This window comes from Dendrosporobacter quercicolus (assembly GCF_900104455.1).
Classification (GTDB): Bacteria; Bacillota; Negativicutes; order DSM-1736; family Dendrosporobacteraceae; genus Dendrosporobacter; species Dendrosporobacter quercicolus.
In genome coordinates, this window is sequence record NZ_FNHB01000001.1 from 672,638 (window position 1) to 686,989 (window position 14,352).

Consider the following 14,352-nt stretch of genomic DNA (forward strand, 5'->3'; position numbering starts at 1 on the left):
TCTCCTCCCAATTCAATTTTTAATGTCCCTGTCGGCCTCCGTTTTTCCGTTCTTTAATGCACTGGTTATGCTGCTCCATAAGTTCTGCTTTTCACCTGCCGCCATCTCACCCCGGACCTGGTGCTCACTATTTATGACATAAACATCAGGAGGAACGACCATGCCAAGCTCATTCGCTGCAATTGCCTGAATACGCTGCGGCGATTTTAATTTTGCAATCTCCAATCGCAGCAGTTCATTTTCTTTTTCAGCCTTAATTAATTGGGCTTTTAGCTGAACTAAATCGTAACCAGCTCTGATGATCGCCTCACTTCTCACTGTGACAAACATTGCAATCAGCGCCAGCAAAACAACGACAATCAGGCATTTTGCCCTCAAGCCGGTATTCAGACTTGGTTTGCTCGTGGTAATGACAGGGGCCGGTTCTTCTTGGTATAACTCCCATTCTTGTTTTTTGCTTACTAACATGTGTATTTCCCCCTCTCAAAAATTAGAACAGTCCACCCAATTACAACTTTTCGGCAACCCGTAATTTCGCGCTGCGGGCCCGGGGATTTTGCGCAACTTCATCCATTGACGCGGCAACCGGTTTGCCCAGAATTTTTAGCTGAGCCTTATTCTCACACCTGCATACCGGCAATTGCGGCGGACAAATACAGGCTTTAGCCAGACCTTGCAGCGTTTGTTTGGCAATCCGATCCTCCAGGGAGTGAAAAGTAATGATACATAAGCGCCCGCCTGGTTTCAACAGACTGCAGGCAGCCGTAAATGCGTCTTTCAGCACGCCTAATTCTTGATTAACCTCAATCCGTATGGCCTGAAAAGTACGTTTGGCCGGATGGGGGCCTTCCCGCCTGGCTGCTGCAGGGATTGCCTTTTTTATGATATCCACCAGTTGTCCGGTTGTGCCGATTGCGCTGTTTTTGCGGGCCTCGACGATGAACCGCGCAATTCTTTTCGCCCAGCGCTCTTCACCATAGGTATACAGAATTTTGGTCAGCTCAGCTTCACTATACTGATTTACCACATGAAAAGCCGAAAAACCATGCTCAGGATTCATCCGCATATCCAAAGGCGCATCCTGCATATAAGAAAAACCCCGTTCTGCGGCATCCAGCTGATGGGACGATACCCCCAGGTCGAAGAGTATGCCGTCCACAGCTTCAACCTGTAAATCGGCCAGAACCTGCCTAATATTGCTAAAATTACTATTGACGATATCAACCTGGCATTCAGCCTTTGCCAGCCTTGCTTTCCCGGCGTTTATTGCGGCAGGATCCTGATCAATACCGATAAAATGGCCGTTTAGGGTAAGTCTTTCTACAATTCCTCCGGCATGTCCGCCCCCGCCGAGCGTACAATCAACATATGTTCCCTCGGGATTTTTAACCAATGCGGCCAAGGTTTCTTCCCATAGTACACTGATGTGATGAAATTCCATCTATCGTTCACCTCTACAGCCTCATTGGCCGTTATATTCCTAAACAAGCGAGATCTTCAGCCATCTGCGCCACCGTCGGGCTGATTTCTTCATTATATTTATCCCAGCATTCCCTGCTCCAGATTTCCACCCGGTTGGAAACACCAATCACCGCAACCTCTTTATCCAATTTGGCATATTCCCTTAAGTTCACCGGCAGCAGAACCCGCCCTTGTTTATCACAGTCCAATTCCGCCGCTCCGGCAAAGAAGAACCGTACAAAAGCCCGGGCTTCCGGCTTGCCCAACGGCAGCTGCTTTAGTTTATTCTCTAGAATTGCCCATTCTGCTTTACTGTATACAAACAGGCAGTTATCCAAGCCTTTGGTCAAAATAAACTGCTCGCCAAGCTCCTCACGCAACTTGGCAGGCAATATGATCCGGCCTTTATTATCAATAGTATGCAGATATTCTCCCATCAACATGACCATTGCACCACCAAGTTCATTTCATTTACCACTTTACACCACTTTACACCACTTTAATAGTATCTTCTGGACAAAACAAAAAAATCCTTCAATGTGAAGGATTTTTTGTTTTAGATTTTGACAATTAGCAGTTCAGTGGCCAAATTAAACTCTGGCCCGTTCATAAGGAACCGGCCACTCTATTGTCTCCTTTAAGACACTGGCGGCCTGCAGCGGCCAATAGGGATTACGCAATAGCTCCCGGCCGAGAAACACAAGATCAATGCCGGCTTTTAGCACCTGCTCGGCCTGCTGCGGTTCCGTAATCACACCCCCGCCAATGACCGGTAAGCCGGTCCTGTCTTTAATCGTTTGCGCAAAGCCAATCTGATAGCCGGGGTAAGCCCTTACCGGAATAGGAGTGACGCCGCCGGAACTGACATGCACCGCAGCCAGCCCTTTGCCTTTGATTTCATTGAGCATTGCAGCGACAGCCTCCGCATCATTCCCCCCTGGTTCGTATTCTTCCGCCGACACCCGTACCCACACCGGCAGTTCAGACGGAACCACTGCTTTTACGGCAGTCAGCACCTCTCCTAACAACCGCACACGGTTTGCCGGCTTACCGCCATATTCATCCTCACGCCGATTGACCAACGGCGACATAAACTGATTTAATAAATAGCCGTGGGCAGCATGAATTTCAATCGCGTCAAACCCGGCTGCCACGGCCCTGCGGGCGGCGGCGGCAAAATTTTCAATTACTTGGCTAATGCCGTCCTTCGTTAAGCTCTGCGGCCTGCGGTGCTGGTCACTAAACGGTACGGCTGAAGGAGCAACAGGTTCTAAATAGGGAACCTCGCTTTTCCGCCCGGCATGATTTAACTGAATGGCCGCCGCCGCTCCCTGGCTGTGGATAGCATTAACCAGTTTTTTCAGGCTCTCGCCCTGCACATCATTCCATAAACCCAGATCGTTGGCCGTAATTCTTCCCCGGTCCTCAATCCCGGTGGCTTCAATAATAATCAGCCCCACCTGCCCGGTTGCCCGCGTCGCATAATGAACCAAATGCCAGTCTGTTGCCAGGCCATCCTGTTCTGCTGAGTACATGCACATCGGCGACATAACAACCCGGTTGCGCAAGGTCAAATGATCAATAGAAAAAGAATCAAAAAGCATCTCTGTTCCCCCTTTACTGTTTAACCAATACAGCGTCACCTTAAAACCGTACGTATAGTGGCGAAAGCATTTTCCATAAAACGTGGCGGAGGATAAAACCTGCCGGGCATATGCCGCAACAGCAAAGCTTTACGGAAACTGCCCCGCCCCGGCATACGCAGGGTTAAGGATAATACTGCACTTGCCTATTGATAATACTTTTATTATACCATATTTTAGCAGACTCAGTAACTGTTCATACGAATGCCGGTTAAAGTGACAGGATACCGCAGGCCTGTTCCACACGAAAGAAAAGCTTATCTTTTAAATTTGTTTATAAAACTATGATTACTGATTGCCATAAGGGATGGAGTTATTATCACATCTCATACCTTAAAAGGTTCAGGCATCCAACGCTAAACCTCCATCGGAGTTCGCCTTACTCTAAAAACTCCCAATCTCAATTTAGAGCTAGCCACTCACTTATTGGACGCTTACGATTAAACGAGTTGCTTGCACAGGTATGAAGAGATTTTTCGCACAGTCTGTGTCCTTTTGTGCTTATGTTACTTTTCACTGCTTCTGTAAACAACAGTTCTTACCATTTGAGTAGGATCTTTTTCTTTAGATATTTTATCCTTAAGCATTTCTCCAATGTATGTTGAACCCAATATAAAAAGCCCGCCAATAATTTGCAGGATTGTTAACGTCTCTCCGACAAAGATCACACTAAATAAAATGCCAAATAACGGTTCTAAGTAACTGTAGGACACGATTTCAACAGATTTCATATGTGCATAGAGGGAAAAAAACATGGTATAGGCCACACTTGTATGTAATATACCCAATAGAATGGTATAAATAACTGCCATAGCATCCAAGTCTGCAACCTTTAAAATATTTCCATCAATTAATACAAATGGCAGTAAAACTATCATCGCTGTAAATATTTGCACAAATGTAGCAGTTTGATTATCCACCCTGACTGTAATGCTGCGGTTAATAAGAATAATGGTTGCATAAAGCATCCCTGAAACAGCACTGAGTGCCAGTCCCCTGTACCCGTAACCTTCAAGTAAGTTATGGCCTACAATCAAAAATAGACCCAGAATTGAAACGATAATTACTGAAATTTGAATCTTTGAGATAGTCTCTTTCAATACCAGAGGCGCAAATATCATTACATAAACCGGGCACATGTTGTAGATCATAACAGCAGATGAAATACTGGTATGCTTAAATCCATAGAATAAGGTTAACCAGCCAAAACCAAGCAATACACCTGAAATAAGATAGGGCTTTAAAAGCGACAAATTCACCTTATCTGCTTTTTTCATTTTCATTACAACAAAAAGAACCGGCAATGCAATTAATGCCCTCAGAAAAGCTAAGCTTAAAGCGGACAACGGAATGGATCTTGTAAATACACCCAAACTACCCCAAATAATCATAACAAGCACTAATTTAATTCTATTCATATACAAACTCCTTATTCTATTGCTAAGTCAAGCTTAGCAATAGAATAAGGAGCTGTATTGTATAGAATTGACACTATTCTTTTACTTGCTTTATATATGTTACTGGCGTAATACCATACATTTTTTTAAATTCCCGAATCAAATGGGCTTGGTCATAAAATCTTAATTCCTCACAAATGTCAAATACGTCTACGCCTTTACTTAATAACCTTTTTGCTTCAGCTACTCGATATTGTAAATGGTATGCAGCAGGTGTTGTTACATATAATTTTTTGAAATTCCTTATTATAGAGAATTTGTTTAATCCGGTTATCTGCTGGAGTTTATTCAATGTTATTACTTCATTCGCGTGATTTAATATATATTCATGAATTGTTTTGGCGATATCTCTTGTATTTGTAACAGTAGTTTCCGAAATATCTTTTTCTCCAAACTCTAACAATAATTCAATAACTATATTTTCCACTGTGTCTGGAGTCTTTTCTGTTACTAGTTGTTCAATAAAGCCAATTAATTTCCGGACTTGATTACCTGTTAATTTTTTTGCTTGATTAAAACTTACTAAATCGCCATAGTAACCGGGATCAACAAATAACATAACATATGCCCAGTGGTTGATATCGTTCGGTACACATCTGTGAGTCAGCAGCGGTGGTATAATGACACCATCACCTGATCCATAAAAGATAATCCTGTCATGCAAGGTTAAATTAGTAGATCCTTCCACAATATACCCTATAGAAAGTTCATTATGAACATGAGACTTATATGCATGGGGGTTGTTTCTACATCGCTTGATCTCCACGCCTTCAATAATGCTTCTGCCAAATTCCATATATCTGTTTTGTTCACTACTACTCCTATAATCCTTATCTGATGTATTCAAAATCCAAACACATTCCTTCCATACGCAAATGCCATTTTAAAAGTTGCTTCTGCCACAATATTGCCAAAGCCCTTTTTGGGCAAGCACAACTTCACCGCCTTCAATATCAAGTTTACTCACACACGGTCAGCAACTTGTGCACCAGCTCGCGCCGCTTTTCGACGATTACAGCTTCAGCTTTTGCCCTTGCTGGACCGCTCCGATGAGTGGCATGCCGACGAAACAGTGGTTAAAATCGGTGGTGTCAATATCACCTCTGGTTTGTCGAACTATTTGTATGATTTTCGGACGACATTTTTCATCTTTACAGTGCCAATCAGCCTGCTTAACTGGCTTCTCAGTGATACCGAGATCATTATACCATATTTTACCTGCCTACATAACCAGCGTTTGTTCTACATTGCAGGAAAAATATCCTCTTAGATTTTATTTATAAAATTATGATTACTATGCTATAATATTTTTAAGTATTATTATAATCAGGAGGGATAGCGCAAATGACAATAACGAAGGATATGAGCATTATTCAGATTGTCGAAAAATATCCTCAGACAATTGAGGTTTTTCGTAAATTCGGCATGGGCTGCTTGGGCTGCTCAGCCGCCCGGTTTGAAAATCTGGAACAAGGCGCTTCGGCCCATGGGATAGATATTCATGCCATTGTTGCCGATTTAAACAAAGCCGTCAGTAGTGAAAGCCACTAAAATTGCAGCAATTACCGTAAAAAACCAAGGCTGCGCTGAAGCGATTGCAACAAAATCGCTCCAGCGCAGCCTTGGTTTTTATTACTTTTCATTTATACCCATAGATTGTACCGGCGATTATACGGTCAACAGCCAGCAGCGTATGCCCGACCTGAAGCACAAAGGCCGGCCTGGTCTGCAATATCCGGCATTCCGCACCCGGCAGAATGCCAAACACTGCCATTTTGTGCAAAATCGTATCATTAGAGGTTTTCACTGTTGCTATTATGAGCTTTTCTCCCTGCTTACATGCGGCTACCGATATTAACATTTCAGGCCACCTCTTTGCTATATAGGAATAGCGTAATTAAGCAAAACAAAATTGACCAGCCACCCTGAACCCAAAGCTGCAGCAACAATCAATGCCACCATCCATAAGGTTGCCTGCAGACCTCTTTCCTTGATCATTACCGACAATTGCGCTACACAGGGTACAAACAGGGTAAGTGTAATGGCTGCCACCAACAGCTGGCCGTCTGATAAAAGCCCCTGCTTGACTAAATCATACAAGCCGGCGGCGCCGTAATCCCGGCGGAAAAACCCTTGAATAAAAGCCGGGGCAACCTGCCAGGGAAGCCCTAAATCCACCATGAGCGGCTCCATCACCGCAATGATCAGCCGCAGCGCTCCGCAATACGCCAGCAGCCACATAACAAGGCTGGTGATGATAAATACCGGCAGAATCTCAATAAAATACCAAAATATTCGATTCCCGGCCTTTTTTACAATATTCGTCATAACCGGCATTCTCAGCGGCGGCAATTCCATATAGAAACTGCTGCGCTCACCAGGCAGCAGCCTGGCGCTCAGCCAGCCAACCACAATAAACATCAGACCAATATAACCGGCCCAGATCATTAGCGCCCGGCTGTTATGCGCCAGCAGCGACAAAATTACGCCTAGCTGAGCGGAGCAGGGAATGGTTAACGCCAGTAAAAAAGTGGCCAGAAGCCGTTCTCGCCTGGTCTCGAGGGTTCTGGTAACCATAATTGCCATTGTCCCGCAGCCAGTGCCCAGTGTCAGCGGTATAACGGCCCGGCCGTTTAAGCCGAATAGTTTGAACAGGCCGTCAACCAGCATCGCCAGGCGGGGCAGATAACCACTGTCCTCCAACAAGGCAAACACCAGAAAAAACGTTCCCACAATCGGCAGAATAATGACAATTGCATAGCGAAGGCCCAGAGTAAAAACGCCGTATTCGCCGACAATCAGCGACTGCAGCCAGTCCCAGGCAAGATATTGCGCGCTGTAGGACTCAACAACCGGCGTAACAAACGCTGTGAAAATCTCTTTGTCAATAAAATCAACAAGAAATCCGGCGCCAAACTTGCCGACCATTTGATATAAACCAAAATACAATACTAGGCACAAGATCGGAATGCCGGTCAGCGGTTCGCGGGCATAACGCTCCAACCGGGCCAGGCTTGGCCCTTTGGCTTTACCTGACCCCATAACGCATTGCAGAATGCGATCAGCCATTGCCTGCCGTTGGCTGGTGATTATGTAATTCAGTGCCACCTGATGGTGCTGCTGCAGCCAGGCAATCTTTTTGGCAATAGCAGGGTAAGCGGGTTCGTTAACCGCTTGTTTATGTACGATTTTATCACCGGACAACAGCAATAATGCGACGGCTCTTACTGCCAGACCATAAGTTAACGTCAGTTTACCGCCAATGTATTCGATACTTTCTTCGATACAATCAGAGTAATTCATCACTGGCGGTTTTTCATCGCGGTAGCCGCTGATGCTCATTTTGAGATTCTCCAGCCCCTGCTTTCTGACCGCCGCTGTTGCGACAACCGGTATGCCAAGTATTTCGGCCAACAGCCGGCTGTTGATCGTAACTCCGGCGCGTTTGGCTTCATCAATGATATTTAAATCCAGTATTACCGGCAAACCGGCTTCTAAGAGTTGCAATGTCACGGGCAGCATCCGGCGGATGTTTTTCGCATCAATAACATGAACAACTACCCCCGCTTTGATTGACGTCAGCACAGAGCGGGTTACTGTTTCCTCTTCCGTAATCGGGATAAGGGAGTACATGCCTGGTGTGTCGATAACTTCATAGGTCTTGCCATAAATTCTGGCCCGTCCCCGCAAAATGTCGACGGTAGTCCCCGGATAATTGGATACTGTCGCATATGTTCCTGTTAAATAGTTAAAAATTACGCTTTTCCCCACATTGGGATTGCCGACAAGAACGACAGCCGCCATCGCTAATCCCCCCGCGCTTAGTAAAGAATATCATATTTTACTTTCTATTCACGCCAGGTTGATAATATGTATTGGCAAACAGAAAAAAGCGGCTTACAGCCACGCCTTGTCTCCTTGTCTATTTAGAAAAAAAGCTGCCTCTAAGGTACGCCCCCAATAAAGAAGTATTTGTACAGCACACGGCAAGTCAATTTTGGGCTAGGCCGTTTTTGCAAGAAACGAAAATCACGAGTAACATAAATTTGATAACAAGCTTGGCAAATTGGAAGTTGTAGTGTAGATTATTTATATTAGGAGGTATTAACGTTATGGATGATGAATTGAAAATCAAAATGTACTCATTTACGGTAGATTGCAAAAACCCGCATGAATTAGCAAAATTTTATGCGGCGTTGCTCAAATGGGAAATAATGTTTATCGATGAAGAATGGGCATGTGTATACGCTCCAGGAACCAATCAGGGAACATATCCTTGTATATTGTTTCAACGGAATCCTGAGTATAAACCGCCTGTGTGGCCGGAAGAGCCTGAAGCTCAACAGCAAATGGCACATATAGACTTCGCCGTTAATGATTTAGAAAAAGCAGTGCAATATGCAACCCATTGTGGAGCAACAATCGCAGATGAGCAATTTTCTAATAATTGGAGAGTTATGCTTGACCCCGCCGGACACCCTTTTTGCTTATGTCAAATGAAATCAATTATCGAGAGTACCCATTTTGCGTTGTTATAGAAAATTACGAAATTGAGAGAAAATTTACGATATTCTGTAATACGGGTTTGATGGATGTCTTACCTATATTGTTACTACAACATAATCAATACGATTAAACCCCTCGCCAATTTTCATTATAAGCGAATAGTATAAGCATTATGTGAAGCTTAACAAATGCCAATTTGTTTAATAGATCGCTCAAAAATCAGGCCGCTACGCCTATCCGGTTAGTCAAAGGCCGAGTAGTATTTTGCAGACGCAAAAGCTCCACTCTTAAACCCTTGACTGACTGGATTTTGGCCGTATTATGGTCTTGCCGAAAATGGAAAATGGGGAACAAAAAGAAAAACAGGCTCCACGGGCGGTAGGCGTTGTTAATGGGAACGTGGAATAGCGACCGGAACGGAGCATATGCCGCGAAAGCCCCTTGACAAAAGCCAAAACCCCACTGAACCGCAAGGTTCCCCTGTTTTTGCATGGGAACCTCTGCCACACGGCGCACTTTGCTTCGCAAAGTCGTGTGCCAACGGGTGCCCCTTTGGAAACCCCCGTTGAGCATGTCACAGCTTCGCCCTCCCCCCGCTCAACGCAAAAGCGGACTATCAGCTTACGCCGATAGTCCGTCTTTTGTTGTCGCATTCCGCTTGCCGACTGCCCAAGCTGAATGTTCCTCGATATTTCTTTATTGGGGGTCAGCTAAAATGAGACAGCCTCTTTATTATAGATGTGGTGTAATTTTTGCCAATAAAGCCGCCTTTGGTAAAAACCCAACAACTTTTTCGGCTGGCTCTCCATCAATGTACAGTATTACTGTTGGTAAGCTCATGACGCCCTGCTGCTCAGTCAGTTTACGATTTTCATCGACATTGACTTTTACCAACTTTACCTTATCCGCTAACTCAGTTGCCAATTCATCGAAAACCGGCGACAATTTGGTGCAATAGCCACACCATGGAGCCCAGAAATCCACCAATACCGGCGTCTTGATATCAACAACCTCTTCCTTAAAAGTATCTTCGGTAATATTAAGCACACTTGCCATCTAATACTCCCCCTTTTTTTGAGCTTGCATAATACAAGTATCGGCACTGTTGAATTCGTCTCGCCATTATCTTGCGGTTTCAAGATTGGCGCAGTACTAGTACTAATTTTATTATATTGTCAATAACTTCCACAGTCAACCATTTCTTAGTGCTTTCATTTACTTGGCCATAATACAGTATATTCGCCTCTTGCAAAATTTATCCCTGCTGACCCGGTTTAACCGCAGCACCGGGCGCTATCCCACTGATCCTGCGGCTACCCGGCAGGTTAAATCCGCCAGATTAAAGGTTTGAAAGGAGTGCAGCAATATTGTTTAAATAGCCGTCAAGCGGATAGTGATGCACTTGTCCGGTTCGTCTGACTTTGACTTCAACTAACCGGTCGGCAATGGTTTTAGGTCCAACCGTAATTTTCAATGGATAGCCGATCAGGTCGGCATCCTTAAATTTAACTCCGGGCCGTTCATTCCGGTCATCTAAAACAGTTTCGATGTTCTGCAGATTAAGCTCTGTATAGATTTTTTCCGCCAAGGCCATCTGCTCCTGATCCTTACTGCTAATTGGAACAACTACGGCTGCATAGGGCGCAATTGCCACAGGCCAGATAATGCCCTGCTCATCATGATTCTGCTCAATCGCCGCAGCCATCGTACGGCTTACCCCAATACCGTAGCATCCCATTTGCATTGGCTTATCCTTGCCATTCTCATCAAGATAGGTCGCTTTCAGGACGGTACTGTATTTGTTATACAGCTTAAATACCTGGCCAACCTCAATGCCTCTGGTCACGCGCAATGCAGCACCACAACGGGGGCAGGGATCGTCTTCCTGAATCAGCCTGATATCGGCGGCAGTAACGGCGGCGCCAAAATCACGGCCGGGATTAACATTCACCCAGTGCCGGTCGGGCTGATTGGCTCCACAGACAGCATTAACCATCTGCATGACCGTCAGGTCTGCAATGACGGTAATATCTTCTGCCAAACCAATAGGGCCGATAAAACCCGGTAAGCTGGCAAAAGCTTCCCCAATCGCTTTTTCATCCGCCAGCGCCAAGGTGAGGCAGCCTGCTTGATTCTGCAGTTTAATTTCATTTACCTCATGGTCGCCCCGTACTAAAGCCAATACCGGCCCCTTATCGGTCTGATAAGCCAAAGCCTTGATTGTCCTATCTGGGGAAACGCCTAAAAACTCAGCCACAGCACGAATTCTCTTGACTGCCGGGGTATCCTCGATCGTTAATGGCAATAATTGTTCTTCTTGGGCTGTAATGGCGTTTAATTCGGCTTTTTCCACATTCGCGGCATACTCGCAGGAATGACAATAAACAATTGCTGCTTCGCCCGATTCGGCCACAACCATAAATTCATGCGTCCCACTGCCGCCAATGGCTCCGGCATCCGCCTCCACCGCCCGGAACTTAAGTCCGCAACGGGTGAAAATTTTTGTATAAGCATCGTACATCTGCTGATAGCTTATTTCCAGGCCGTCTTCATCCCGGTCAAACGAGTACAAATCCTTCATGATAAACTCCCGGCCGCGCATCAGGCCAAACCGCGGCCTGATTTCATCCCGGTACTTGTTTTGTATTTGATACAGCCGCAGGGGCAGCTGACGATAAGAACGAACATCGGCTTTAACTAAAGTGGTAATCATTTCCTCATGGGTGGGTCCCAGGCAGAAATCGCGGTTATGCCTGTCCTTTAACCGGAACATTTCGTCGCCATAAACACTCCAGCGGCCGGTTTCCAGCCACAATTCGGCCGGCTGCATAATCGGCATCAGCAGCTCTTGCCCGCCTTTTTTATCCATCTCCTCCCGGATAATGGCCTCGATTTTCCTCAGCACCCGCCAGGCAAGCGGCAAGTACGAATATATTCCGCCGGCTGCTTTTCTGATCAGCCCGGCCCGCAGCATCAGCTGGTGGCTGATAATCTCAGCTTCAGCCGGCGTTTCTCTTAATGTAGGTGCATACAATTGTGTCAACCGCATCTGTTTTCCTCCTCAATAAGCTTATCAATTTCTGCAAATAAAGCTTGGACCAGTTGATCTTCCGGTATCTTGCGGATAATTTCGCCTCGCCGGAATACCAAGCCTTCCTGTTTGCCCCCGGCAATGCCGATATCCGCCTCACGGGCTTCGCCCGGACCATTGACCACACAGCCCATAACCGCCACGGTAATAGGTTTTTTGACAGTTGCCAGACGTTCTTCGACCTGGTGGGCAATGGCCGCCAAATCAATGCTGCAGCGGCCGCAGGTTGGACACGATACCAGCGTGGGGCCATATTCCCGCAGTCCCAGCGATTTGAGTATTTCATTGGCTACCCGAACTTCCTCCACCGGATCACCGGTAAGCGATACCCTGATGGTATCGCCGATTCCCTGGGCCAGCAGGGAGCCGATGCCGACCGCCGACTTGATAACCCCCGACTTAATTGTCCCCGCTTCAGTGATTCCTAAATGCAAAGGATAATCTACTGTCTCCGCCATCAATTGATAAGCGCGTATCGTCAGTGGCACATCGTGGGCCTTAAGCGATATTTTAATATCATAAAATCCCAGCTTTTCCAAAATGGCAATATGCTGCAAAGCACTTTGCACCATCGCTTCAGGCGTAGGATGGCCATATTGGGCCAGCAAAGCTTTATCCAGCGACCCGGCATTGACTCCGATTCTAATCGGAATCCGGAGCTTTTTGGCCGCTTTTACCATAATTTCAACATGTTCCTGATGCGGAATATTGCCCGGATTGATCCGCAGGGCATCCGCGCCGCTTTCCATAGCGGCAATTGCCAGGCGGTAATCAAAATGAATATCGGCGACAAGCGGTAGTTTCACCTGCGCTTTGATCTGACCAAAGGCTCTGGCTGCCGCCATATCCGGCACAGCCAGTCTTACAATATCACAGCCGGCTGCTTCCAGACGGCTGATTTGCGAAACGGTTGCCTGGACATTATCGGTTTTGGTATTTGTCATCGATTGCACCGAAACAGGGGCATTACCGCCAATCTCTACCTTCCCGATATAAACTGGGCATGTCTTTTTACGCTTCATTACTGATTCCCCGCATTCAAACCACCTGATTTGATAAACTTCAGGTCTGCCATTGTATTTTTATGCCTGCAGCACGCTATAAAATTCGTTAACTGCACAGCGGCTTCATTACTCGTTGCTTCGACGAACTTACTAGAAAAACTTCAGCCTGGTTATGTCCTTAAAGGTAGTAAAGATAAGCAGCAGCATTAACAGGGCAAAACCCACCATCTGGATAAACTGCATTTTGTTCCGGCTGAGCGATCTGCCGCGAATTCCCTCCACCGCCAGGGTAACCAAATGACCTCCATCCAGAACCGGTACCGGCAGTAAATTAATCAGCCCCAGATTAATGCTTAAAAAAGCCGCAAATTGCAATAGCGGAACGATGCCCATCTGGGCTACCTCGCCGGCCATCTGCGCCACCCCGATTGGACCTGCCAGTTCCGCGTCAACTCTGCCGGTGATCATCTGCACGATACCGGTAATCATGCTGACCGTTACCGTATAGGTTTGCTTGACAGCCAGACCCAGTCCTTCGAGGATACCGGGCTGATAATGCTGTATTTGCGGCATAACGCCAATGATCCCCCGATCGGCTTTGGCGTCATACTCCGGCGTAATGGCGGCAACTTTGGTCGTACCCTGCGTTTCATAACGAATGCTAAGCTCTTTTCCGGCACTCGTTTGCACGACTTCAACAAAATCCCGCCAGGATGCAATCGGGGTTTGGTTCACGGAAATGATCCGGTCGCCGGGCAGCAGTCCCGACTGAGCCGCCGGTTTATCAGGAAAAATACTGCCGATAACCGGAGCGCTGGACGGCGTATCAATGCCTGCCCCGACAAACACACCAAAAAACAGGATAATGGGCAGCAACAGATTCATCGACGATCCGGCGACAATAACCAGCATTCTCGCCCAAATTGGCTTAGCATTGAAAGAGCGTTCATCCTGTTCTTCATCAGGATCCATACCCGCAATTCTATTAAAACCGCCTAAAGGAATAATTCTTAACGAATATACCGTCTCCCCATACTTACGGCTGAACAATTTTGGCCCAAAGCCAATGGCAAATTCGTCAACCCTCATTCCGACAAGCTTGGCGGTTACGAAATGACCGAGCTCATGAAAAAATATCAACAAGCCAAAAACAAAAATGGTTGCAACCAACGTAGACAATAACATTCCTC

14 protein-coding genes are annotated in these 14,352 nt (G+C 46.2%); 2 read left to right on the forward strand and 12 right to left on the reverse strand.

Annotated features, from left to right (window positions below; genetic code table 11):
* Positions 1-12: 12 nt before the first annotated feature.
* The 6 genes from BLR06_RS03245 to BLR06_RS03270 form a co-directional block, all read right to left on the reverse strand.
* A complete protein-coding gene (locus tag BLR06_RS03245; protein WP_092068225.1) occupies positions 13-468 on the reverse strand; it encodes a septum formation initiator family protein in 456 nt (151 codons plus the stop codon).
* 40 nt (positions 469-508) lie between these two features.
* Entirely contained in the window at positions 509-1,441 is a 933-nt protein-coding gene (gene rsmH, locus BLR06_RS03250) for a 16S rRNA (cytosine(1402)-N(4))-methyltransferase RsmH (protein WP_092068227.1), read from the reverse strand.
* 31 nt (positions 1,442-1,472) lie between these two features.
* Positions 1,473-1,904 carry a division/cell wall cluster transcriptional repressor MraZ gene (gene mraZ, locus BLR06_RS03255; RefSeq protein ID WP_092068229.1) on the reverse strand — a complete coding sequence of 144 codons (432 nt, stop codon included), beginning with the start codon at positions 1,902-1,904 and terminating at the stop codon, positions 1,473-1,475.
* A gap of 147 nt (positions 1,905-2,051) precedes the next feature.
* Positions 2,052-3,065, reverse strand: coding sequence for an NADPH dehydrogenase NamA (gene namA, locus BLR06_RS03260; protein ID WP_092068231.1), 1,014 nt, complete (start codon positions 3,063-3,065; stop codon positions 2,052-2,054).
* Between the two features lie 545 nt (positions 3,066-3,610).
* On the reverse strand, positions 3,611-4,522 hold the full coding sequence (locus tag BLR06_RS03265) for a DMT family transporter (RefSeq protein ID WP_092068233.1): 912 nt from the start codon (positions 4,520-4,522) through the stop codon (positions 3,611-3,613).
* A gap of 73 nt (positions 4,523-4,595) precedes the next feature.
* Positions 4,596-5,408, reverse strand: a complete 813-nt coding sequence (locus BLR06_RS03270) for an AraC family transcriptional regulator (RefSeq protein ID WP_245697999.1) — start codon at positions 5,406-5,408, stop codon at positions 4,596-4,598.
* A gap of 497 nt (positions 5,409-5,905) precedes the next feature.
* On the opposite strand from BLR06_RS03270, the gene BLR06_RS03275 reads away from it, so the two are divergent.
* The gene (locus tag BLR06_RS03275; protein WP_092068237.1) at positions 5,906-6,112 is read left to right on the forward strand and encodes a DUF1858 domain-containing protein; all 207 of its coding nucleotides are present in this window, start codon (positions 5,906-5,908) and stop codon (positions 6,110-6,112) included.
* A gap of 88 nt (positions 6,113-6,200) precedes the next feature.
* Here BLR06_RS03275 and BLR06_RS03280 read toward each other — a convergent pair whose 3' ends face one another.
* Together BLR06_RS03280 and feoB are read right to left on the reverse strand one after the other, a co-directional pair.
* Complete coding sequence (locus BLR06_RS03280) at positions 6,201-6,422, reverse strand: FeoA family protein (protein ID WP_092068239.1); 222 nt, start codon at positions 6,420-6,422, stop codon at positions 6,201-6,203.
* 17 nt (positions 6,423-6,439) lie between these two features.
* A complete protein-coding gene (gene feoB / locus BLR06_RS03285) occupies positions 6,440-8,365 on the reverse strand; it encodes a ferrous iron transport protein B (RefSeq protein WP_092068241.1) in 1,926 nt (641 codons plus the stop codon).
* Positions 8,366-8,673: 308 nt separating this feature from the next.
* Between feoB and BLR06_RS03290 the strand changes: the two genes are divergently transcribed.
* Positions 8,674-9,099 carry a VOC family protein gene (locus tag BLR06_RS03290; protein ID WP_092068243.1) on the forward strand — a complete coding sequence of 142 codons (426 nt, stop codon included), beginning with the start codon at positions 8,674-8,676 and terminating at the stop codon, positions 9,097-9,099.
* A gap of 700 nt (positions 9,100-9,799) precedes the next feature.
* Here the strand turns inward: BLR06_RS03290 and trxA are convergent.
* From trxA to rseP, 4 genes are all read right to left on the reverse strand, one after another.
* Positions 9,800-10,123 (reverse strand): thioredoxin, encoded by a 324-nt coding sequence (gene trxA / locus BLR06_RS03300; protein WP_092068247.1) that lies wholly within the window; start codon positions 10,121-10,123, stop codon positions 9,800-9,802.
* 283 nt (positions 10,124-10,406) lie between these two features.
* Complete coding sequence (locus tag BLR06_RS03305; RefSeq protein WP_092068249.1) at positions 10,407-12,116, reverse strand: proline--tRNA ligase; 1,710 nt, start codon at positions 12,114-12,116, stop codon at positions 10,407-10,409.
* Positions 12,107-13,180 carry a flavodoxin-dependent (E)-4-hydroxy-3-methylbut-2-enyl-diphosphate synthase gene (ispG, locus tag BLR06_RS03310; RefSeq protein ID WP_092068251.1) on the reverse strand — a complete coding sequence of 358 codons (1,074 nt, stop codon included), beginning with the start codon at positions 13,178-13,180 and terminating at the stop codon, positions 12,107-12,109. The genes BLR06_RS03305 and ispG overlap by 10 nt, the downstream gene beginning before the upstream one ends.
* A gap of 132 nt (positions 13,181-13,312) precedes the next feature.
* Positions 13,313-14,347: an RIP metalloprotease RseP gene (gene rseP, locus BLR06_RS03315; protein ID WP_092068253.1), complete on the reverse strand. Its 1,035-nt coding sequence runs from the start codon at positions 14,345-14,347 to the stop codon at positions 13,313-13,315.
* Positions 14,348-14,352 lie beyond the last annotated feature (5 nt).